Origin of the sequence: Pseudobutyrivibrio ruminis (assembly GCF_015057245.1) — a bacterium.
Taxonomy (GTDB): domain Bacteria; phylum Bacillota; class Clostridia; order Lachnospirales; family Lachnospiraceae; genus Pseudobutyrivibrio; species Pseudobutyrivibrio ruminis_E.
The window spans coordinates 1-21,551 of sequence record NZ_SVET01000022.1; the positions used below are offsets into that span (position 1 = coordinate 1).

The window sequence follows — 21,551 nt, forward strand, 5'->3', positions numbered from 1 at the left end:
CCACCGAAAAGTCCGACCTTACCACCCTTAGCATAAGGAGCAAGTAAGTCGATAACCTTGATACCTGTCTCAAGCATTTCAACAACTGGGCTCTGGTCCTCGAATGTAGGTGGCTCTCTATGGATGCACCAGTGCTCTCCATTATCGAGCTTTTCACCATTATCAAGTGTGTCACCTAATACGTTGAAAAGTCTACCAAGTGTCTGCTCACCAACTGGCACAGAAATACCTGTACCTGTAGCAGTAACTTCCATATCTCTACATAGTCCCTCAGAAGGAGCAAGCATGATACATCTAACCACGCCTAAACCGATGTGCTGAGAGACCTCCATTACTCTTTTCTCATCCCCTACCATAACGTATAGGGCATCTCTAATGGCAGGTAGGTCATTATCTTTAAATTCTACATCGACAACAGGTCCTGAAACCTGGACGATTTTTCCTTTTAACTCTGACATGTTTAACCTCTCTTACCTTTTAGCTTTTTTCTTTTTTAGCGCCTTGGCACCACCGATTACCTCAGTGATTTCCTGTGTAATTTGTGCCTGGCGAACTCTATTGTATTCAATAGATAAATCATGAAGAATAGCTTCCGCATTGTCAGTAGCTGACTGCATCGCCATCATTCTTGCATTCTCTTCACTGGCTGAGCACTCAACCAAAGCTCCATAGATGAAAGCTGTGAAATGGTTGTGTACCAAATGCTCCAAAACCGATGAAAGAGATGGATAGAATGGATACCATGAATCTCCGCCTTCTTTGAAAGCTTCAAGCTCGTAGTTATTGATTGAGTGAACGTGCTTTGTACCTTCCTTCATCTCAGTAGCTACTTTACTTGTTCCTTCTGTATCAGATTCAACCTCCTGAACCTGCTCCTTAATAAACTTATGAGTTTTTAAAGGAAGCAGACGTTCTACGCAAGTCTCTTCTGTAACAGAATTGAGCATCTTTGTGTAGATAATATCGATTCTATCAAGCTCTTCTCTGTTGTATAAATCGATAAGATACTCAGAAATGACACGTGCTCTATGCATTGAAGGATTGTTTGCAGAATATCTGAAATTTTCATCTACGTTATATCCATTGTTTATGAAAAACGCTCTACCAGTCTCACCTACAACGAATAACTTATACTCGTCTTTTGATAAGCCGCCGATTCGCTGAAGTGCATATTTGATGGCATTGTGGTTGTAAGCACCAGCCATACCCTTATCACCTGTGAATACTACGAATCCACGCTTTTTGGTAGTTTCCTGATCATCCTCAACACGGTTATCAAAATAGATGTGTCGGATGTTAGGCATTCTAACAAGATTTTCTGCAATGCCCCTTTGGGTTCCTTCAAAGAATGGCAATGTCTCTTCAAGCTTTGATTTTGCCTTGCGCAATTTCATTGAAGACATCATGTACATGGCTCTTGTAATCTTCATTGTATCCTGAATACTGTTTATTCTATTTAGGATTTCCTTTGTACTTGCCATGGTTTACTCCTGATTCTTTTTGAACTCCTCTGCTGCGTCAACAATCGAAGCCTTAATATCCTCTGACAAATCCTTTGATGACTCGAGCTGACTGATGATTGCGCTATGCTCTGTTGCAAAGAACTCAAGCATATCTGCTCTAAACTTCTTAAGCTTTGAAAGCTCAACATCACTAAAGATATGAGCGTTTGCAGCTACAAGAATAATAACCTGCTCTGCCATTGAGAATGGTCTGTTAAGAGGCTGCTTTAATAATTCCATAAGGACACGACCATGAGCCAACTGCTTCTTTGTTGCATCATCAAGATCTGATGAGAACTGTGTGAAGACTTCCATCTCACGGTACTGAGCCAAATCGATACGAATTGAACCAGCGGCTTTCTTCATAGCCTTTGTCTGGGCAGCACCACCAACACGGGATACAGAAAGACCTACGTTTACGGCTGGTCTCTGACCTGCATTGAAAAGCTCTGACTCAAGGAATATCTGACCATCAGTAATAGAAATTACGTTTGTAGGAATGTAAGCTGAAAGGTCACCAGCCTGAGTCTCAATAATTGGAAGAGCTGTAATTGAACCACCACCTGCTTCTGGTGTGATTCTTGCAGAACGCTCCAATAATCTTGAATGTAAGTAGAAAACATCACCAGGATATGCTTCACGTCCAGGTGAACGCTCTAACAACAATGAGATTGCACGGTATGCAACCGCATGCTTTGATAAATCATCATAAACGATAAGTACGTCCTTGCCTGAATACATAAAGTACTCTGCAAGTGCTGTACCAGAATATGGTGCAATATACTGAAGTGGTGCTGGATCAGATGCTGTAGCACTGACAATAATTGTATAATCCATTGCACCGTTTTCTTTTAATGTGTTAACAAGCTTTGCAATTGTAGATGCCTTCTGACCAATAGCTACATATACGCAGATAACATCCTTGCCCTTCTGGTTGATGATTGTATCAGTAGCGATAGATGTCTTACCTGTCTGTCTATCACCGATGATAAGCTCACGCTGTCCTCTACCAATTGGGAACATTGAATCGATTGAAAGAAGACCTGTCTCCATTGGCTGGCTAACAGACTGTCTGTCAACGATACTTGGAGCTGGACACTCAACTGGTCTAAATCCATCTGCCTGGATTTCTCCGTTTCCATCAAGTGGAGTACCAAGAGCATCAACGATACGTCCAAGGAATCCGTTACCAACAGGAAGGCCTGCCATCTTACCAGTACGAACAACCTTAGAACCTTCTTTGATTTCTGTATCACGACCGAAAAGGATAACACCGACTTCATCGCGTCGAACATCCTGTACCATACCTCTTACGCCGCAATCGAAGATAACGATTTCGCCGTAGAATGCATGATCAATACCGTCTACGTTGGCAATTCCATCACCAACCCAGTTAACGATTCCGACTTCTTTTTCCTGAGCTTCAAGAGCGAAGTCTTCAACGTTTGTTCTGAGGATTGAAAGGATGCTTTCATCAACAGCTGAAACACCAACCGCCTTATTAATCTTTGTAGCGAACTGCTCAATACGTCCCTGTTCGCTCCAGTCATATTCTTTTGTACCCACTGAAAGAATGAAACCACTCTTTAGTGAATCGTCCTGTACTAATTCAAGCTCAATGTCTCCATTGCCTGTTTCCTTAGCAAGGAACTTCTTGATACCTGCAAGCTGCTCATCTGAAGGTGCAGTAACATAGCGAAGTTTCGCTCTATCAACCTTTTCAGTCTTTGGCTGAAGAGATTCCTTGTATGCAGCTCTAATATCATTAAATAAATCAAAATCTCCGTTATCACATAGCAATTTGAAGAAATTGCGGATTTCATGAGGGAATATGCTATCAATAACAACATGCTTCTTAGCGATTGCTACTGTAGGATCTGATAATTCCTCTCCAATTGCAGGTACAGCCTCTAGTATAGAAGCGGCAGACTGCAAATGTGCTTCTGCATTATCTATGCTATGTAGGTCACGGGCATAGTTTAAAGATTTCTCTGTCACTTTTATTCACCTGCTTTACCTAAAAATTCATCAAACAGTTTGCTATCGATATCAGCTCCTGTTTTGCTACCAACAACTTTTGTAGTTGCATCAACTACTATATCTGCAATTTCTTTCTTTGCACTTGCGATGATCTGGCTCTTCTCATGATTAGCCTCTGCAACTGCTGCATCATGAATGCTCTTTGCATCAGTCTTAGCATCTTCTAATATCTTCTGATACTGGCCATCAGCGCTCTTTCTTGCTTCAGCAATAATCTGTTTCTTCTCTGTCTCAGCCTCTGCAACCTTCTGCTCGTACTGTGCAGCAAGTTCATTAGCCTCATTTTCCTTTGCTGTAGCCTTTGCATAAACCTCGTCTGCCTCTTCCTGACGCTTAGCAATAATTTTGCCAATAGGCTTAAAGAAGAAGATTTTGAAAGCTACAACCAGGATAAGAAGATTGACTACTGTCCAAAGAATACTCCAAAATTGAATGTTAATCATATCTAATACCTATCCTTTATTATTAATAGAACTTGTTATTACAATACGAACATTATCATAAGAGCGATAACGAAACCGTAAATAGCTGTTGCCTCTGCAAGGGCACAACCTAAGATAAGGTTCTTCTGAATCTTGCTCTCTGCTTCTGGCTGACGTGCAATACCTTCGCAAGCCTTACCTGTTGCGATACCGATACCAATACCAGCACCAAGACCTGTTACTACTGCAATACCTGCTCCAACTGCGATTAAAGTGTTCATAAAATTTTTCCTCCTAAAGCTCGCCGACATTCACTCTGTGTATGCTTGTTACGATTACAAGCCTTATAGATTCTCCGCTCGACTACATGTCTCGCTTGAGAATCATAAGAGCTTGATATCTACAAGCTCATTATCATTTTTTGAGTCGGCTCTTCTACTTGATTAAAAATACCATAAAAATATTCTTTTCGATTCTTTATTCAATAGCTTCCTTTAAATATAAAGAAGTTAGGAATACGAATACGTATGCCTGAAGTAATCCATCAAACAAATCAAAGTATAATGAAAATACAGCAGGGATAACTGGTGGAACGACGATTTTAAGAAGTTCCATGATAACAAAAGCACCAAGTACATTACCAAAAAGTCGCATACATAACGACAATGGTCTTGTGAATACATCAAGAATGTTAAATGGTGTTACTATAGCAACTGGCTCAACAAATGAATGTAACCATTTCTTTACGCCCTTGTGATAAATACCTGCAGCTTCTACCAAAACTATACTCATAAGAGCAAGTGCTGCTGTAACATTTACATCCTTAGTAGGTGACTTGAAACCAAACAAACCAATGATGTTAGATAAACCAATGTACAAAAGTACTGTGACAAGGTAACCGGTATATGCCTTTCCCTCTTCACCTAAGGTTGCACCAACAATGGCATTTAGTTTCTCGTAAATAAGCTCGGCAAATGCCTGCTTTTTACTGATGTTTTGTGTCTTTAGTCCCGTAGTCAAGAATATGGCTATGAGAATAAGCACGGCCATTACGATCCAGGTAACTACGACTGATTCATAAATCGGAATATCAAATCCTCCGATATGGAGCCTGAATACCTCTTCGCAATTTAGCTCTTCTACAAGCTTTTCTGCTAAAGTCAAGAAAACACCTCCTATTCATTTTTTCTCATGCCACTCATTTTATACCATTCGCACAAAAATATAAGATACAAATTGAGCAATGTGTATAAAGAAAATGTTTGACATGCAATTTACCGGACTTTTACTCCGTATGTTCTCACCATACACCTAAAAAAAGTGTCCAGTCAATGCTGGACACTTTTATTTAACACTTTTTTCAAGACTTTTTAGCAATTAGCAATATACCTTTTTGCCTTTGACAAATTTATCCTTAATAATGGCATCGGCATCATTGTAACACATTCTCTCAATACGCTCTCTGATGGACATATCTCTCATTGAATACATCTTGCTGTCATCGATAACAACTGCATCGAATTCGTATCCATCCTTGAATGTACCAACCTTGCCAAAGTACTCTCCGCCACCTGCTGTAGCAAGATAGAAAACCTCTTCAAAAGAAAGTGGCTTAACATCTGTATCAACCAGGCGATAGTACATTTTAGATGCCTGCAATGTAATAAGCATTGTCTTAAGCATATTCATAGATGAGCCGGCAGCCACGTCTGTACCAAGACCCACCTTGATGCCTGCATCCATAAACTTTCTGATTGGAGCGATACCGCTTGTAAGGTTCATATTGGAATCAGCACAATGAGCAATGTAAGCACCATGCTTTTTAAGGATGCTCATTTCCTCTTCTCCTGAGTATACACAGTGAGCCATGATAGTAGGAAGTTCTGCTGAGCCCATGGTATCAAACAGCTCGTACGCATTTGCGTAGGAAGTTGATTCAGGAACCAACTCCTTTACCCAAGCCACCTCCGACTGATTTTCAGAAAGATGCGACTGGATTCTCAAATTTCTTTCAGCTGAAAGCTTTCCCAAGCCTCTCATTAAATCATCTGAGCATGATGGGATGAATCGAGGTGTAAGGATAGGCTTTGTGTTTTTGTAGCGACCATCGATAGCTGAAAGCCAATCCAATGTAGCTTGAAGTGATGCCTCGGCACTTTCCTCCTGAAGACCTTCGCCACCATTTCTATCCATATTTACCTTACCAACGTATGTGATCACACCAGTATCCTCTAGCTGATCCATGAGGTTGATAGTTGCTTCATTATGCATTGTTCCAAAAACAACAGCACGAGTTGTAAAGCAACGTCTTAAATCCTCTGCAAAATACCCATATGCCTTTTTAGCATATTCCATATCAGAGTATTTGGCTTCCTCTGGGAATGTGTAGGTGGTAAGCCACTCCAGTAGCTCCTCATCCATACCAATTCCGCGGAAGGTGTACTGAGGTGCATGAACATGCAAATCAGTCATGCCAGGGATGATTAAACGCTCGCCGTAATCATATAGCTGCAATCCCTTGTACTGCTCAGGGAGCTCTGTGAAGGCACCTTTGCAAATGCCATCCACACAAACAAGATAACCTCTATAATATGTAGTTATTCTCTTTTCTGATTCCGAGAAGGCAATGCCTCCGCGTAATATAAAGCTGTTATTCATGTAAAATCCTTTCGGGAAGACGCAGCCTAGCCTTGTAAACCTCTTGCCTGTCTATCCATATCCTCGACTACGATATCATAAATCTCGCCAAGTGTTCTGCAGTACTCAAGAACCTTCCATGGCTCGTTTGTATGATAGTGAATCTTGATAAGCTCCTCATCACCTACTGCAAGTAAGCTGTCGCCAACAAAATTCTCTGTGATGTAATCGTTGATTGCATCCTCATCAAGATTCTCGCCCTCAATAAGAAGTTGTGTGTCATATCTAAATTCAATTGTCTGTTCTGGTAACATATTTATTTCCTCCAAAATTTTCTTTTCGAAAAACTACAGAATTACTTTACCACATATATAAAAAAAAGGCGAGTCAGTCTGTTAGTTTAGACTGACTCGTTTTTAATTAAAGTTTATCATTACGTTTTACATATGTTGGTGTAACAGATTCTGATACAATCTTCTTGATTTTCTTTGCCTCAACCCATTTATCTACTACCGCATTTTCGATATAAACTCCATCTCCAATATCAGCGTAGGAAAGAATAATTGAGTTTCTAACTACTGCCCCTTTTCCAATATGAACATTACGTCCAATGATAGAATTTTCAACAGTGCCTTCAATCAAGCCGGCATTACATACCATTGAGTTGGTAACATTTGCTCCGTGGAAATATTGTGTTGGGCAGGCGTCTGTTGTCTTAGTGTAAAATGGCCAATCGTTTGTGAAAAAGTCCATCGCCGTTGCGTAATCAAGCATCTCCATGTTTGCCCTGTAGTAATCATCCAAGCTTGTTATCGCTGCAAAGAATCCTTTGTGCTGATAGCCTCTCACATCAAGAGTCTCGCAAGCTAATGCAATCATATCTGCAAGAGAATAAGCAGAAGACTCTTTCTTAGCCTTTTTAATCAAATCAACAAATATCTCTTTAGACATAACATAGGTGTCCATGCTGACAAGCTTCTCCTTGGCTGTGCCCATGTTGCGTTCCAGAGATTGTACACCTTTTTGCTTGTTCAAGGTAACCACATTGCACGCTCTGTAGTATTCCTTAGCCTGATCTACCTTGTGATATAGCAAAGTAATATCTGTTCCAGCTGCCACATGCTCATCCAAAAGCTTTTGATAATCCTGCTTGTAAATCATGTAGCTAGGTGCCACGATTACATAATCCTGAGGCATGCGCTCTATCTGCTCTAGGTTTTCCAGATACGCATTGATATCTGTATTATAGATGGAACTATAACCATTATTCTGTGTAAATAACAGCTGAATATTTCCTCGTTTTGAATTGATATTGTAATGGCGACCATCACCAATGTGCTCAACAATAGAACGAGGTCTACTATTCAAATATACGTGTATACGATTTATGCCGCTATTGCTCATATTCGAAATAGGGAAATCGATAACTCGAAATCTACCCAAGAATGAGAAAGCGCCAATTGGTCTGTAGTCATGAAGTCCTTCGACTCTGATATAGTTTGCGGCGGAATTAATCACGCCAAATGCTTTGTTTGCCATATTAATCCTCCCCCTTTACATTTTTTGCAACAAGAAGGATTTCCTCGCTCTTCTTATTTCCTACCTTGGCGTTCTTTCCTATTCTAATGTTTTCAGCCACAAGGGCTCTTGTGACAGTAGCTCCTTCTTCAACAATAGCTCCTGGCATAAGCACGGAATCTATTACCTTTGCACCAGGTGCTATCTTTACATTTGAAAAGATAACTGACCTGGATACCTCTCCACCTATGTGAGCGCCCTGGTTGATATATGCCCCATCGATTTTTGCCGAAGAAGCAATGTACTGTGGAATGACACCTGTGTCTTCTGTGTAAATCTTCCATGATGTATCATCCAGATTAAGCTCATTGTCGCTATCCAGAAGATCCATATTGGCTTCCCAAAGGGAATCGATTGTTCCAACATCCTTCCAATAACCTGAGAACTCATAGGCATAAAGCTTTTTATCTCCATTTAACATTACCGGAATAATGTCCTTACCAAAATCATGGCTTGAGTCAGGATTCTTCATATCCTCTATCAAAAGCTTTCTCATAGTCTTCCAGGTGAAAATATAAATACCCATAGATGCCAGGTTGCTCTTTGGCTTTTCCGGCTTTTCCTCAAACTCGATGATTCTTCGGTTGTCATCTGTGTTCATTATGCCAAATCGACTTGCTTCCTTCATTGGCACTCCACGAACAGCTATTGTTGCATCTGCTCCCATTTCCTTATGGAAAGAAAGCATCTTATCATAATTCATTTTATAAATATGATCCCCGGATAGTACCAAAATGTACTCTGGATCATAAGCATCAATAAAATCAATGTTCTGTGAAATAGCATCTGCAGTACCTCGATAAACATCAAGACCACTGTCTGCCTTCTCTCTAGGTGTGAGGACAAAAACACCACTATCCTTTGTGTCCAATCCCCATCTTCCACCTGCCGCAACATAACTATTTAGCAAAACCGATTCGTACTGTGTCAAAACACCTACGATATCTATTCCGCTATTAGCACAGTTACTGAGTGGGAAATCGATAATACGATATTTTCCACCATAAGCAACGGCCGGTTTTGCAACTTTCTTGGTTAACTCATGCAGACGGCTACCGCGACCACCTGCTAGAATCATAGCTAGCATACTTGTCTGAGCCATATCATCCCCCCCTATCTTTCTTCTTTTATATCCTTCTGTAAATAAACAACACACTTTATTTATAGATAATATTTTAATAGTTTTGCACAAATAAGGCAACTTTTTTGAGCTTTTTTTATGCATTTTTATCACATTTATTGAGTACAACACAGTCAAAATATTGTTCAGTATTGTCTTAATTTTCAAATAATTCTGAATTTAAAATAATTGTGGGTTTTCTCTTGACTTAGAGGCCAGGCCATAGTATTATATGTCTTGTCGTTAGGACATATGGTTCCTTGGTCAAGCGGTTAAGACGTCGCCCTCTCACGGCGAAAACAGCGGTTCGATTCCGCTAGGAACTGCTAAGAGCATCGCAAAAGCGATGCTCTTTTTTTTGTTATATGTCAATATAAATAGAATGGCGCTAGCATAGGAGCTAGCGCCTTATTTATTAGAATAAACTCTTTACTGTAGGATAAAGCTTCTTGAACTCCTGATATCTCTCTTCGTATTTACGAATTAATTCTGGATTAGGCTCAACTGTAGTCTTTACCTTTACAAGCTTGTCACATGCCTCTTCTACAGTAGCGTACTCACCACAGCCAACAGCTGCAAGAATTGCGCCACCAAGTCCTGGGCCTTCCTCATTCTCCAAGATATCAAGCTTCAGATTCATAACTGATGCAATAATCTGCTGCCATAATGGAGACTTAGCACCACCACCACAAATCTTGCTTCGCTCAATAACGATACCCTGTGAACGAGCAACCTCCAGCGAATCACGAAGGCCAAAAGCTACGCCTTCAAGAACAGCCTGTGTCATATCCTCACGTGTTGTATCCATAGACATGCCGATGAACATAGCACGCGCATCCGGATTGTTGTGAGGGCTACGCTCTCCCATAAGATATGGTAGATAGAATACTCGGTTCTCACCAAGGTTCTTGATACCAGCCTGCTCTGCTGGATAATCCTTTGTCTTGAGGATTTCATCCATCCACCACTTGTTACATGATGCTGCCGAAAGCATACAGCCCATAAGGTGATATCCACCATCTGCATGATCAAATGAATGAAGGGCATTTGCAGGGTCTACTGTAAAGTTTTTGCTAGAGATAAAGATTGTACCAGATGTTCCAATTGAAAGATTGCACTTGCCCTCTCCAACTGTACCTGTACCAACTGCAGCTGCAGCGTTGTCACCAGCGCCTGCAATAATCTTTACATCATTTGTAAATCCAAGCTCTGCTGCAACCTCTGGCTTAATTGTGCCAACTACTTCATAGCTCTCGTAAAGCTTAGGAAGCTGAGACTCAGAAACATGGCAGATATCCATCATTTCCTTGCTCCAGCATCTGTTCTTAACATCAAGAAGAAGCATACCGCTGGCATCAGAATAATCTGTGCAGAAGCTTCCGGAAAGCTTGTAAGCCAAATAGTCCTTTGGAAGCATAATCTTTGCTACCTTAGCCCAAAGATCTGGCTCATTTTCCTGCATCCAAAGAATCTTTGGAGCGGTGAAGCCTGCGAATGCAATATTTGCAGTGTAAGCAGAAAGCTTGTCCTTTCCAATTACATTATTAAGATACTCTGTCTCTTTACCTGTACGTCCATCATTCCAAAGAATTGCAGGACGAATGACATTGTCATCTGCATCAAGTGTTACAAGGCCATGCATCTGACCACCAAAAGAAATACCAGCCACCTTAGTCTTATCAACCTCTGCTGTAAGTTCCTTCAAGCCTGCCATAGACTGAGCCCACCAATCCTCAGGCTTCTGCTCAGACCAGCCTGGATGTGGGAAGCTAAGGTCATATTCCTTTGAAACTATTTTCTTGATATCACCGTTGCCTTCCATGAGAAGGAGTTTCACTGCCGATGTACCAAGATCTACACCTATATAATACATAACTATAATCTCCTATTCTAAAAATGGCTGGCCGAAGCCAGCCATTTTTTAACTAATTATGCGAATGGGTTCTCTGTTGGGTAACGTACGCCTGCAGGCTGGTTGTATCCGATTTCGTCTACCTCTACTCCGATGTACTTGAATACTTCGTAGAGAGCCTTTCCGTAGTGACCGAATGCAACAGCTCCGTGATGTGGGAATCCCTTCTCGATTAACCAGTGACGATAGAAGCGTCCCATTTCTGGAATAGCAAATACACCGATTGAACCGAATGACTTTGTACGTACATCAAGAACCTCGCCCTGTGCGATGTAAGCACGAAGGATGTTGTCTGCTGTAGACTGAAGTCTATAGAATGTGATTTCTCCTGGAGCGATATCTCCTTCAAGTGTTCCATTTGTAACTTCCTCTGGAAGTGTACGAGCCATAATCTTCTGGTTTCTCATCTCACAGAATGCAAGCTTCTTAGAGCATGTATTTCCGCAGTGGAATCCCATAAATGTATCCTGAAGTGTGTAGTTTGTCTTACCCTTGATTTCTTCGTTGTACATATCCTTTGGTACTGAGTTATTGATATCAAGAAGTGTAACGATATCTTCTGAAACAACTGTACCGATGAACTCTGAAAGACATCCGTAGATATCAACCTCGCAAGATACAGGAATGCCTTCACCTGTTAATCTTGAGTTTACATAGCAAGGAACGAAACCAAACTGTGTCTGGAATGCAGGCCAGCACTTGCCAGCGATTGCTACGTATTTACGATATCCCTTGTGATCTCTTACCCAGTCCTTAAGTGTAAGCTCGTACTGAGCAAGCTTTGCAAGAACCTCTGGCTTCTTGTTTCCAGCGCCAAGTTCTTTTTCCATATCTGCAACAACCTCTGGAATACGGCTGTCGCCTTCATGCTTATTGAATGCTTCGAAAAGATCAAGCTCTGAGTTCTCCTCGATTTCAACACCAAGGTTGTAAAGCTGCTTGATTGGTGCATTACAAGCAAGGAAGTTAAGTGGACGTGGTCCAAAGCTGATAATCTTAAGATCTGAAAGTGCAATTACTGCACGAGCGATTGGCTCGAATTCGTGAATCATATCAGCGCAATCCTCAGCATCACCTACTGGATACTCTGGAATATAAGCCTTGATGTTACGAAGCTGTAAGTTGTAGCTAGCGTTGAGCATACCACAGTAAGCATCTCCTCTACCATCAAGAAGGCTATTGCCTGACTCTTCTGCTGCTGCAATAAACATCTTTGGTCCTTCAAAGTGCTTTGCAAGAAGTGTCTCTGAAATTTCTGGACCGAAGTTTCCAAGATATACGCAAAGTGCATTACATCCTGCTTTCTTAATATCCTCGAGAGCCTGTACCATGTGGATCTCGCTCTCTACTATACAAACTGGGCACTCATAGATGTGCTCTGCACCATATTTCTTTGTATAGGCCTCAATAAGTGCCTTTCTTCTGTTTACTGATAAGCTTTCTGGGAAGCAGTCACGAGAAACTGCTACTACACCAATTTTTACATTTGGCATGTTGTTCATTGTAATTACCCTCCTTAAATACCGCGGCTCCTTTTACAAAAAATAAGCCTCCAAAACGTTTTTTGATAATCAAATGATATCAAACAAAACATTTTGGAGACTTTTAAATCTTTACTATGTGATGTCAATTTTTTGACTTTTATTTAGTTGACAAAAACATCGCGTCTGTTGTTGAAGTATGTACGGTTTACAAAAATCATAACGATAGAAACAACAATTTGAGTAATTGTAGTAGCATCACCCGCAAATGTGCCAAGAATAATTGAGGCACCAATTATATAAATAACTGATAATACAGACTGAACACCATACATTAAGCAAACTAAAGTGCCTGCCTGCTTCTTGCGCTTGATGATAGATAGTGCTGTCACAACGCCCAATGCAACAGTAGCAAGTAAGCAAATTCCATAAAGAACATCTAACACTTTAAGACCTGTGAAGAAGCTATAAACAAGATCTGCATCCTCACCATAAAGTAGGCCAGTGATAAGTGAAATACCTGAACCGAGATTAACAAGTGCACCTGCCCACAAAGCAAAATATCCAAGGAAGTTTGCCCATTTCAAACCAAGGACTGGCTGTGGTGTGTAATACTGTGTTGAACCGTCAAACTGTGGTGCTGGATTAACTGGCGCACTAGCCTGTGCTGCGCTGTTAGCCTGAGCTGCATCGTTTGCCTATGCTACAGGATTACCGCAATTTGGACAAAAAAGTGTGCCCTCTTCTAACTGTGTACCGCATGAACTACAAAACATATTATTTCCCTCTTTTCTTTTATTTTAGATTTGAATTCGTCCTTCAAATCTGTTTGATGAAATTATAATATACTATATTACAATAAATATCAATACCCAACTTTAAAAGTATTGTACAAATACCATTAATTTCTATAATCCGCTAATCTATCAGAAACTCCATTCAGGAATTCTGCCATTTCAAAGGATACTTTTGGTATATCCTGAGATTCATATACGGCTTTTCCTTTAGTTGCCTTAGACTTATCTTTATAAGCTGCATGCTCTGATGGCACATAAAGGAAGTTGATTTCCATGCCCTGCTTTAAGTATTGAAGGCTGGCGTTTATAAATATCTGAAGCATGTAGTCGTCCATCTTATGGATTTTCTTGAAGGCTCCGGAGAAATACTTTGCAGGAAGATTGTTATCCTGATAAATATGGATTTGTTTCAATCCCATACGAGCTGCTATGTACATAGCAAACAATGCAGCAAGCTCCTCTCCTGCCACATTTGATGCTCTAAATAGCCAGTCAAAATCTGTGCCCCTTTCAAGGGCATATCTATACAAACTAAACTTTGATTCTTCCGAATTGTAGAAAACTACACCAAAGAGAATTCTTGTGCTTTCGAAATTGGCACCCACTTTGTCGCCGCCACCATCTACGAAGGCAATATTACACTCAGATGTAAGACTATCGAAATCACAGCCATAGCGAGCCATCAAAGTCTTTACATCCTCATTTGCGCTAATGTCATCAATAGAAACTGGCGATGCAAATGCAGTCTTGAAGGCTTTTGTAATAAGTGCCACCTTGTCAATGCACTGCTCCTTTATCTGGGAATCAAGAATGTTGTATTTACCTCCATCCTCTACAGTTACCTTTTGAAGATTCTGGAAAGCATCAGTTGCAGTCACAATATCATTTTTAACAGTTGCAGATTTAGCAGCTCCGCTACTTACAGAGCCTCCTTTCATAAAAGCCTCTGCCTCTGCCATAGATGTAAAACCCTTAAACACGGGCCCCTTGAAGCCATCAACCTGAGCCTTAGCCTCATCCCATGTGTGATAAATTCCAGGTTTTCTACCCACTCTGACTGCATATACTTTCTTTGCCATTATTATTCATTACTCCTTCTGTACTCGCTGGGGAGTACTCCGTATTTATCTCTAAATGCATTTGAAAATGCCTTTGAATTTGGGAATCCATTTCCCAATGCAATATCTACAATCTGGCCATTTGTTTCTTCTAATTCCCGGACTGCATGCTCTAATCTAATTCCGAGCAAATAGTCTTTAAAATTGATTCCAGCATGCTTTTGGAACATTCTAGAAAGATATGATGGAGAATAGTTAAACTGCTCTGCCATTGATTCCAAAGATATACTCTCAGCATAATGGTCCTTCATATATCTTGTGATATTTGAAAGCTTCTTCAACTGCTTACTGTTCTTAAGTATTTCTTCATTAACATTGAACTTACGATATTTTGTAACCAAAATATAAAGAAGCTCATAATACAAGCTAAGAACCTGAAGCTTATTGGCTTCTTCTCCATTTGTATAAATAAGATACATTTCCTGCAAAAGTGTAAACACACGATGATCTGTTTCTCTGTCTCCATGTGAAAACCAGATAAACTGCTCATCTGTAAAATACTCCGCAAATGTATCCTGTGGAATCTGCAATACCACCGTTTTATTAACATCTGGAGCTGCTATACTATGAACCTCGTTGCTATTTACTATAACAAACTCGCCACCGTTAAGAGGAAAGCGCTTTTCTTGGAGAGTAAATTCCAATCTGCCCTCCCAAACAGCAAAAATCTCAATTGAACGGTGCCAGTGTTTTTCCCTTACATAATTTCCATTCTGGCCTTCAAAAGCAAAAAGCTTGAATGGAAGCCCCTCATCAGTCACTACTACTTCATGCTGATAGTTCTTTAAATCCATTACAAAATCTCCCTAAAATACCTACAATCTCCATCAGTTTCGTATCCCACAATAACGAAACCGAGTTTTTCTAATAAATGTCTGCTGGCTAAATTTTCCGGATCACATCTAGCAATCAAGCTTGTGAGCCCATATTCGTCTCTGGCCAACTCTATTATCTTTGAGCAAACCTCATAGGCCAGTCCCTGCTTCCATCTGCTGGATGCAATAGCAAAGCCCATTTCCGCCTGGTTTTCTCTATCGCAGGTTTCCCGCACTTCTAAACCTGCTCTACCTATTAATTTACCCGTGAATCTATCGAAAATCAACCACATTCCAAAACCATACAGCTTGTAAATATATTCTATATAGTTTTCCTGATATTGCTTTTCTTCCTCATACTCAAAAAGTGGTTCCATATAGTCTGTCATGTGTGGTTCCGAATACAATTCAAAGAGTGCATCCAAATCAGCCATCCCAAATTCCCTGATAAGACAGCGCTCCGTATATGCGATATCCCATGGTATGCCGGCACATCGTCTGTAGATGTTTTCAAAATCATCATCTTCTATTTCATCAACATCCATAAGCACCTGCGAACACCGTATAGGCACAGAGCCTTCTTCCTCATAAGCTGCAACCGGAAAATGTCTGCTTTCGCACTCATCAACAACAGCCTGGCTATCAGTCAGCACCAAAGTGCCAGGCTCATAGTCAGGCTGTAAATCTGTCAAATTATTTATAATTATTTTTCTTTTAAGGAATCTTTCCTGTGTCACGCCTCTGCTCCTAGGTCACATCAATACGGCATGTCATGGTATAAGTTTTGCCATTTGATTTCTTCATTCTAACAGTCAGTGTACCTGTTCCCTTTCCAACGGATGTAATCAAGCCATTGGAGTCAACGGTGAACACACTGGCATCTGATGATTTGTATGTCACATTGTATTGCTTATCTGTACTATTCAAATAGTCTAGATTAATCGCTACCTGGGCAGTGCTACCGTTGCTCATAGAATAAGTGGCATCATCTGGCAATGTGATGTTTCCTATATTTGTGCCATTGTTTGCATATTTCTTTGAAGATGTAGCCTTTGCTGTAGATGTGCTACTTGTTGATGCAGTTGTAGTAGCTGTGGTAGTGGTACTAGCTGTACTTGCAGTGCTTGTGGAATCTGTCGAACTGCTAGTTGAACTGCTAGAAGAGCTACTTGTGGTATCTGATGTAGTGATAGTGTCTGTTGAAGCTGTGTCTGTACCTGATTCAGCAGCCTTCTCCTCGTCAGTCTTTCCAAGTTTTACATACATAGCTGGTCTGATTCCATCACCAAGATAATAGTACTTTCTTTCGATGAGCTTCTTTGCATCATTTACAAACAGTCCCTGAGCCGGGTCATCATAAGCGTTTGTTCTAAGAGGCCATGTGTTGCTGGTCTCATATTTCATAGTATCCTTGTACGCTGTGTACTCATCTGAAGAAAGGAAGAATATATAATCAGAAGTTGTACTCTGATTGTTGTAAATATTCATATTGAGAGAGTTCTTAACATTTCCGGCAAGGTAATAAGCATCCAAAGTAGTGTCATGATAGAAATTCATGAGACTTGTCTGGGCTGCTTCCTCTGTAAGAGATGTCTTCTGGATTGTGGCTCTCTCAGCGTCTGTAAAGCACTGCTGATAGAAAATTTGATTGAGCCAACCTCTCCAATAGTTATCCTCCCACTTAACATAGCCAGCAGACGACTTGCTATTTAAATACATCTGATTAATTGAATCTCTGTATGCAAGCACTGAATATGAATGTAGAGTCTTTCTTGAAACAATAAGGGCAACCTTTGTAGTATCGTCATATGTAAGAATTGTCCAGTTGATAATGTTTCCATCCAAGGTTCCAAAGGCAATATCATCACCTTCTGCATATGTTCCTGAGGATTTCTTTTTAGCAGCATCTGCCTGTAGTGACAAGCCAAGGACTGCTACTCCCATAAATACGGCCAGTGAAAAGGCCAATATCTTTTTTGAAACTTTGATTGCTCTTCTCATATATAATCTCCTAACACAAAAATATGTGCATAATTTCCCTTATATCTTTATAGTAATATCGTGCATTTTTAAAGTCAAATTAATATTGGATAATTAACAAATTTATCATTTTTGATAATTGTAAATTTCAATTTCAGTTGCTATACTATCCTTCTGTATAAAGTTATATCGAGTTTTAAGGAGACATAATGACAAAGAAAGAAATGTTTAAAATGTTGCACGATGAAGAACCTGTTCTTCGTGCAGAAATCACTGCATTGTACTCAGTTCTAGATCACAAGCTGGGGCTCCACGGTGCAGAAGTTCCAATCACCTTTGGGATGGATGAAAAGGCCCTTGGATCTTATCTTCCACCTTCATATGATGATGAAGAGCAATTCCAGTTTTCACTATTTTTCATCGGTTTCTGCTTAAATGAGCAGCTTTCAAAGGCCGATCGAATCAATTTATATAAGCATGAATATGCACACTACATGACACGTCACATCAGCATCCCAAGCGAATACACATGGCAGCCAGGAGTTCACGGCAGTGCATGGAAATACTGCTGCAGCCTTATCGGCGCCATCCCTGCAGACTACTACGTAGAAGGCCAGAGCCTCAAAAAGGTGGACTATGATTCAGTTTTAAAGCGTCCTACAGTAGATCACAAGCAGGTTCAGATGCTTGATACTTATCGCACACAGCGCGCTTACAAAAATATGGAAAATTCGAAAATACGATATGAAGTAGGCGATGTTGTTTCTCATCCAAAATTTGGAGAGGGAACAGTCAAAGAAATTGAAAAGCAGCCATCATCTGTACGCCTCCACATCGCATTCGGAGACGAAGTCAAAATTATCGATCAGAAGTGGCTTGTAAAAACTGGCTACAAAAAAGTTTCGGAAACCTAATTATATATAAAACAAAAAGTCCTGTTACACTAACAATCCTATGATACTGTCTCGTCGGCTAACACGCCTCCTTGACAGTACATAGAGATTGATAGTTACAGGACTTTTATACTATCTATTCAGATATTTTTTCTAGCACCGCATCCAAGGTTTCCTCGAGGCCGAGGCCCCCCTCATCTACGGTTACATCTGCATATTTTTCATACAGCGGAATTCTTTCGTCGTAGAGAGACTTAAGATTCTGCCCGTCTTTTAGAACAACCCCGCGGCCCTTTAGACTGCCGAGGCGACTATCAAGTGTTTCATAATCAAGCTTAAGATAAACTACAGTTCCAATTTCCTTTAGGTGCTCCATTGCTTCTGCGCCATAGATAACACTTCCACCAGTTGCTATAACTGTTTTGGTTGAAGAAATGCTGGCATTTACATCATTTTCTATTTTAAGAAAACCATCTACACCTTCCTCAGCAATGATTTCCTTAAGCAAACGTTTTTCCCTCTTTTGGATAAGCAAATCCGCATCTACGAATTCAAACCCAAGTTCCTTCGCCAATACAACACCCAAAGTACTTTTGCCAACACCTGGCATACCAATTAGAACTATGTTTTCTTTCATTTTAATTATGTCTCCTAATCATTCACTATAAATGTTAGGGGTATTGTACATGATTTGCTTTAAAAGAAAAAGCACTATTTATTATAATCTTCCCTTTCTGTAAAATATTGCAAATCCTAATCCTGCTACAAGGACTGCCGCTGAAACTCCAAGTAAAATCCATGTCTGTGAATCTAACTCAGATAATGACTGAGCTGTATCTGTAGAATCTTCTGACTCTGTAGTCTCTTCTGACTCAAATCCAGCTTGGCCTCCTGCCATGCCCATACCGCCTCGGCCTCCTTGTCCCTTGCCCTGTGGCATAGCGCTTTCATCCATGTCCTCAGGTGCCTGGAATTCTTCGCTTGACTCTGAGTCTTCTGGTGCCTGGAATTCTTCATTCATTTCTACGTCTTCCGACTGCATCTGCTGGCCGCGGCCCATGCCACCCATTTGGCCCATGCCACCCATCTGGCCCATGCCACCCATCTGGCCCATGCCACCTGCTGTGGCCTCTCCTGCAGTAGTTACCACATCTTCAAGTGTAACTGTCTCGGATTCATCGCCAGCAGTAATTGTATATGTTTCACCAATTACTAAATCAGGGCTACTTATATTAATTGAAGAGAAGCTATATGGAACTTCCCATGAAATAATTTCATTTCCATCTGCATCTACAACCGAAACTGTAGTTCCAGCTTCCATAGAAGCGCTAGTTGTGTAAAGTATAGATGCCTGTGTGGATGTACTATCAAAGGATTCTGCCATACCGCTACTTCCAGCAGCAATAATTGTTCCTCCTGTGATTACTGCAACACCACCATTTTCACTTGCGTAATCAATTGCGTTGTTAGATCCGCCATCAGTTAGACTTACAAAAATCGTACCACCTGATATACTAATATCACCGTTAGAATCAATGCCATCTGCGTCATTACCACCTTCATTAAAAATTCTAAGAGTGCCGCCACTTATGCTAATGTATGTTTCCTCTGTAGTTTCAGAATCTGTAGTTTCAGAATCCGTTGTTGAGCTTTCCATTTGGCCCATACCAAACTCTTCTGACGATCCTCCATTAGCATTTATGCCATCATCTGTTGAATAGATAGTGATATCTCCATCTTCTATTTCAACAATGACTGCTTCAATTCCTTCGTAAGAATTGCTTATGAGAATTGTGCCTCCGCCAATGTATACACTGGTATCGCAAGTGATGCCATCATCTTCAACATCAATAGTAATATCTGCATCTGTTATATTCAGAGCATCATTTGCTTTCAAGCCATCACCAGGAGCTGTCACTGTGATTGTTCCACCTGTGATAATCAAATCATCCTTTGAAACAATGCCATGTGAATAGCCGGTTGTAACAGTCAAGCTACCGCTTCCATTTATTGTCAAATCATCGTGTGAGAAGATTGCTCCATCTCTATCATCTTCAACAGCCTCCTCTGAATACTCGCTGCCTGTCTCAATTGTGTTTTCAGAGCCATCTGCCAAAGTTAAAAATACCTTATCTGCCTGCTCTACGATAATTCCTGCATCATCTTCGCAGTAAATATCTACCCCATCAAGCATGATCCAAATTTTGGAATTATCCTCTGCAGAAACAACAATGCTTCCATCAGTAAGCTCTCCACTTACCACATAATATCCAGATTGTGCAATGTACACATTTCCATCATTTACATAAGCTCCTGTCCCCGAAACAGTTATGTCATCTCCTTCTAATGTAATAATTGTCGCCTCGGAAGTATCCCAGTCACCATCCATATCATTGTTTGTAAAATATGAAGATGTGGTGGTTGTTTCAGAATCCTCATCAACCACCACTGTAAGTCCAAGCTTCTCGCCATTCATAAATAAAACTGTCAGGATGATGGCCAGTATCAAGACCACTACGCAGATGATGTCAATTTTTTTATTAGTTGACATAATCTGTCCTCCTTATCCCATGTAATCGCCGTTATAACTAACTAGTACTGCGCTTTCTACACCTTCCATATCTGATAACTCGTTAATGAAATCTGTGTTATCTTCCTTAAGTCTGATTTCAAGATTTAATTCAATCTCGCCCTTTCTTGCTGTCTTGCTCTTAACTGCACACTTAGTTGTCTTCTCCTCTAAGTACTGCATTGCCTCTTTTTCTGCAAGATTATCATCACATCTGAGAACTACAATATAAGGATTAACATTTGATTTACGATTCGCAAATACGGTAATCATGATACCAATCAAAACACTACCAAATACTGCAAGTGGAATCATTCCTGCTGCAAGTACGATACCTGCTGCAATTGCCCAGAAAAGAAAAGCTATATCAAGAGGTTCCTTGATGGCTGTTCTAAAACGAACGATTGATAAGGCACCGACCATACCTAACGAAAGAACTACGTTACTGGTTACTGCCAAGATAACGAATGTCGCAATCATTGTAAGAGCTACTAAAGTCACTCCGAAATTTGATGAGTACATAACTCCTGCATATGTCTTTTTGTAAATAAAGAAAATAAACAACCCAATTGCAAATGATAACGCCATAGCAATTACCATATCTAAAACTGTTACGCTTGTTACATTGCTTAAAAAGCTTGATTTAAAAATATCGCTAAATGTCATAATCTTCACTCCTTCTATCTC

21 protein-coding genes, 1 tRNA gene and 1 pseudogene are annotated in these 21,551 nt (G+C 40.4%); 2 read left to right on the forward strand and 21 right to left on the reverse strand.

Annotated elements, in window-relative coordinates:
- From E7274_RS13025 to E7274_RS13070, 10 genes and pseudogenes are all read right to left on the reverse strand, one after another.
- A pseudogene (locus tag E7274_RS13025) lies at positions 1 to 458 on the reverse strand (F0F1 ATP synthase subunit beta); the annotation flags it as partial.
- 12 nt (positions 459 to 470) lie between these two features.
- The gene (gene atpG / locus E7274_RS13030; RefSeq protein WP_304176469.1) at positions 471 to 1,481 is read right to left on the reverse strand and encodes an ATP synthase F1 subunit gamma; all 1,011 of its coding nucleotides are present in this window, start codon (positions 1,479 to 1,481) and stop codon (positions 471 to 473) included.
- Between the two features lie 3 nt (positions 1,482 to 1,484).
- On the reverse strand, positions 1,485 to 3,500 hold the full coding sequence (atpA, locus tag E7274_RS13035; RefSeq protein ID WP_304176471.1) for a F0F1 ATP synthase subunit alpha: 2,016 nt from the start codon (positions 3,498 to 3,500) through the stop codon (positions 1,485 to 1,487).
- A gap of 2 nt (positions 3,501 to 3,502) precedes the next feature.
- Positions 3,503 to 3,985, reverse strand: coding sequence for a F0F1 ATP synthase subunit B (atpF, locus tag E7274_RS13040; protein WP_033153532.1), 483 nt, complete (start codon positions 3,983 to 3,985; stop codon positions 3,503 to 3,505).
- A gap of 38 nt (positions 3,986 to 4,023) precedes the next feature.
- A complete protein-coding gene (gene atpE, locus E7274_RS13045) occupies positions 4,024 to 4,245 on the reverse strand; it encodes an ATP synthase F0 subunit C (RefSeq protein WP_015548814.1) in 222 nt (73 codons plus the stop codon).
- Positions 4,246 to 4,441: 196 nt separating this feature from the next.
- Entirely contained in the window at positions 4,442 to 5,128 is a 687-nt protein-coding gene (locus E7274_RS13050; RefSeq protein WP_304176473.1) for a F0F1 ATP synthase subunit A, read from the reverse strand.
- A gap of 213 nt (positions 5,129 to 5,341) precedes the next feature.
- Entirely contained in the window at positions 5,342 to 6,622 is a 1,281-nt protein-coding gene (locus E7274_RS13055) for an amidohydrolase family protein (RefSeq protein ID WP_304176475.1), read from the reverse strand.
- A gap of 26 nt (positions 6,623 to 6,648) precedes the next feature.
- Positions 6,649 to 6,915 (reverse strand): dihydroxyacetone kinase, encoded by a 267-nt coding sequence (locus tag E7274_RS13060; protein ID WP_033153527.1) that lies wholly within the window; start codon positions 6,913 to 6,915, stop codon positions 6,649 to 6,651.
- 106 nt (positions 6,916 to 7,021) lie between these two features.
- Positions 7,022 to 8,140 carry a glucose-1-phosphate adenylyltransferase subunit GlgD gene (glgD, locus tag E7274_RS13065; RefSeq protein WP_304176477.1) on the reverse strand — a complete coding sequence of 373 codons (1,119 nt, stop codon included), beginning with the start codon at positions 8,138 to 8,140 and terminating at the stop codon, positions 7,022 to 7,024.
- Between the two features lies 1 nt (position 8,141).
- Positions 8,142 to 9,281 carry a glucose-1-phosphate adenylyltransferase gene (locus E7274_RS13070; RefSeq protein ID WP_304176479.1) on the reverse strand — a complete coding sequence of 380 codons (1,140 nt, stop codon included), beginning with the start codon at positions 9,279 to 9,281 and terminating at the stop codon, positions 8,142 to 8,144.
- Positions 9,282 to 9,553: 272 nt separating this feature from the next.
- Between E7274_RS13070 and E7274_RS13075 the strand changes: the two genes are divergently transcribed.
- Positions 9,554 to 9,625, forward strand: a tRNA-Glu gene (locus E7274_RS13075).
- A gap of 89 nt (positions 9,626 to 9,714) precedes the next feature.
- Here the strand turns inward: E7274_RS13075 and xylB are convergent.
- From xylB to E7274_RS13110, 8 genes are all read right to left on the reverse strand, one after another.
- Positions 9,715 to 11,172 carry a xylulokinase gene (xylB, locus tag E7274_RS13080; RefSeq protein WP_304176481.1) on the reverse strand — a complete coding sequence of 486 codons (1,458 nt, stop codon included), beginning with the start codon at positions 11,170 to 11,172 and terminating at the stop codon, positions 9,715 to 9,717.
- 56 nt (positions 11,173 to 11,228) lie between these two features.
- Entirely contained in the window at positions 11,229 to 12,713 is a 1,485-nt protein-coding gene (locus E7274_RS13085; RefSeq protein WP_044937243.1) for an L-fucose/L-arabinose isomerase family protein, read from the reverse strand.
- A gap of 143 nt (positions 12,714 to 12,856) precedes the next feature.
- The gene (locus E7274_RS13090; RefSeq protein ID WP_304176484.1) at positions 12,857 to 13,279 is read right to left on the reverse strand and encodes a hypothetical protein; all 423 of its coding nucleotides are present in this window, start codon (positions 13,277 to 13,279) and stop codon (positions 12,857 to 12,859) included.
- 111 nt (positions 13,280 to 13,390) lie between these two features.
- Positions 13,391 to 13,468: a zinc-ribbon domain-containing protein gene (locus tag E7274_RS14420; RefSeq protein WP_442960419.1), complete on the reverse strand. Its 78-nt coding sequence runs from the start codon at positions 13,466 to 13,468 to the stop codon at positions 13,391 to 13,393.
- A gap of 125 nt (positions 13,469 to 13,593) precedes the next feature.
- Positions 13,594 to 14,568, reverse strand: a complete 975-nt coding sequence (locus E7274_RS13095; RefSeq protein WP_304176486.1) for a ribonuclease H family protein — start codon at positions 14,566 to 14,568, stop codon at positions 13,594 to 13,596.
- Positions 14,569 to 14,570: 2 nt separating this feature from the next.
- Positions 14,571 to 15,401, reverse strand: coding sequence for an AraC family transcriptional regulator (locus tag E7274_RS13100; RefSeq protein WP_033153513.1), 831 nt, complete (start codon positions 15,399 to 15,401; stop codon positions 14,571 to 14,573).
- Positions 15,401 to 16,159: a GNAT family N-acetyltransferase gene (locus E7274_RS13105; RefSeq protein WP_304176487.1), complete on the reverse strand. Its 759-nt coding sequence runs from the start codon at positions 16,157 to 16,159 to the stop codon at positions 15,401 to 15,403. Before E7274_RS13105 ends, E7274_RS13100 begins: the two co-directional genes overlap by 1 nt.
- 10 nt (positions 16,160 to 16,169) lie before the next feature.
- On the reverse strand, positions 16,170 to 17,423 hold the full coding sequence (locus E7274_RS13110; protein ID WP_304176489.1) for a DUF6273 domain-containing protein: 1,254 nt from the start codon (positions 17,421 to 17,423) through the stop codon (positions 16,170 to 16,172).
- Between the two features lie 188 nt (positions 17,424 to 17,611).
- On the opposite strand from E7274_RS13110, the gene E7274_RS13115 reads away from it, so the two are divergent.
- Positions 17,612 to 18,316 carry a hypothetical protein gene (locus E7274_RS13115; RefSeq protein ID WP_304176491.1) on the forward strand — a complete coding sequence of 235 codons (705 nt, stop codon included), beginning with the start codon at positions 17,612 to 17,614 and terminating at the stop codon, positions 18,314 to 18,316.
- A gap of 115 nt (positions 18,317 to 18,431) precedes the next feature.
- Here the strand turns inward: E7274_RS13115 and E7274_RS13120 are convergent, their stop codons facing one another.
- The 3 genes from E7274_RS13120 to E7274_RS13130 form a co-directional block, all read right to left on the reverse strand.
- A complete protein-coding gene (locus E7274_RS13120) occupies positions 18,432 to 18,932 on the reverse strand; it encodes a shikimate kinase (RefSeq protein WP_304176493.1) in 501 nt (166 codons plus the stop codon).
- A gap of 81 nt (positions 18,933 to 19,013) precedes the next feature.
- Entirely contained in the window at positions 19,014 to 20,846 is a 1,833-nt protein-coding gene (locus tag E7274_RS13125; RefSeq protein ID WP_304176494.1) for a carbohydrate-binding domain-containing protein, read from the reverse strand.
- Between the two features lie 12 nt (positions 20,847 to 20,858).
- A complete protein-coding gene (locus E7274_RS13130; RefSeq protein ID WP_304176495.1) occupies positions 20,859 to 21,530 on the reverse strand; it encodes a DUF4956 domain-containing protein in 672 nt (223 codons plus the stop codon).
- Between the last annotated feature and the right edge of the window lie 21 nt (positions 21,531 to 21,551).

Bases quoted from the DNA above. Each gene is read 5' to 3' on its own strand.
- E7274_RS13100 (WP_033153513.1), bottom strand. From the start codon at position 15,401: ATGGATTTAAAGAACTATCAGCATGAAGTAGTAGTGACTGATGAGGGG.
- atpG (WP_304176469.1), bottom strand. From the start codon at position 1,481: ATGGCAAGTACAAAGGAAATCCTAAATAGAATAAACAGTATTCAGGAT.
- E7274_RS13095 (WP_304176486.1), bottom strand. From the start codon at position 14,568: ATGGCAAAGAAAGTATATGCAGTCAGAGTGGGTAGAAAACCTGGAATT.
- xylB (WP_304176481.1), bottom strand. From the start codon at position 11,172: ATGTATTATATAGGTGTAGATCTTGGTACATCGGCAGTGAAACTCCTT.
- E7274_RS14420 (WP_442960419.1), bottom strand. From the start codon at position 13,468: ATGTTTTGTAGTTCATGCGGTACACAGTTAGAAGAGGGCACACTTTTT.
- E7274_RS13085 (WP_044937243.1), bottom strand. From the start codon at position 12,713: ATGAACAACATGCCAAATGTAAAAATTGGTGTAGTAGCAGTTTCTCGT.
- E7274_RS13130 (WP_304176495.1), bottom strand. From the start codon at position 21,530: ATGACATTTAGCGATATTTTTAAATCAAGCTTTTTAAGCAATGTAACA.
- E7274_RS13115 (WP_304176491.1), top strand. From the start codon at position 17,612: ATGACAAAGAAAGAAATGTTTAAAATGTTGCACGATGAAGAACCTGTT.
- E7274_RS13120 (WP_304176493.1), bottom strand. From the start codon at position 18,932: ATGAAAGAAAACATAGTTCTAATTGGTATGCCAGGTGTTGGCAAAAGT.
- atpE (WP_015548814.1), bottom strand. From the start codon at position 4,245: ATGAACACTTTAATCGCAGTTGGAGCAGGTATTGCAGTAGTAACAGGT.
- E7274_RS13055 (WP_304176475.1), bottom strand. From the start codon at position 6,622: ATGAATAACAGCTTTATATTACGCGGAGGCATTGCCTTCTCGGAATCA.
- E7274_RS13125 (WP_304176494.1), bottom strand. From the start codon at position 20,846: ATGTCAACTAATAAAAAAATTGACATCATCTGCGTAGTGGTCTTGATA.
- glgD (WP_304176477.1), bottom strand. From the start codon at position 8,140: ATGGCAAACAAAGCATTTGGCGTGATTAATTCCGCCGCAAACTATATC.
- E7274_RS13110 (WP_304176489.1), bottom strand. From the start codon at position 17,423: ATGAGAAGAGCAATCAAAGTTTCAAAAAAGATATTGGCCTTTTCACTG.
- E7274_RS13060 (WP_033153527.1), bottom strand. From the start codon at position 6,915: ATGTTACCAGAACAGACAATTGAATTTAGATATGACACACAACTTCTT.
- atpF (WP_033153532.1), bottom strand. From the start codon at position 3,985: ATGATTAACATTCAATTTTGGAGTATTCTTTGGACAGTAGTCAATCTT.
- E7274_RS13070 (WP_304176479.1), bottom strand. From the start codon at position 9,281: ATGGCTCAGACAAGTATGCTAGCTATGATTCTAGCAGGTGGTCGCGGT.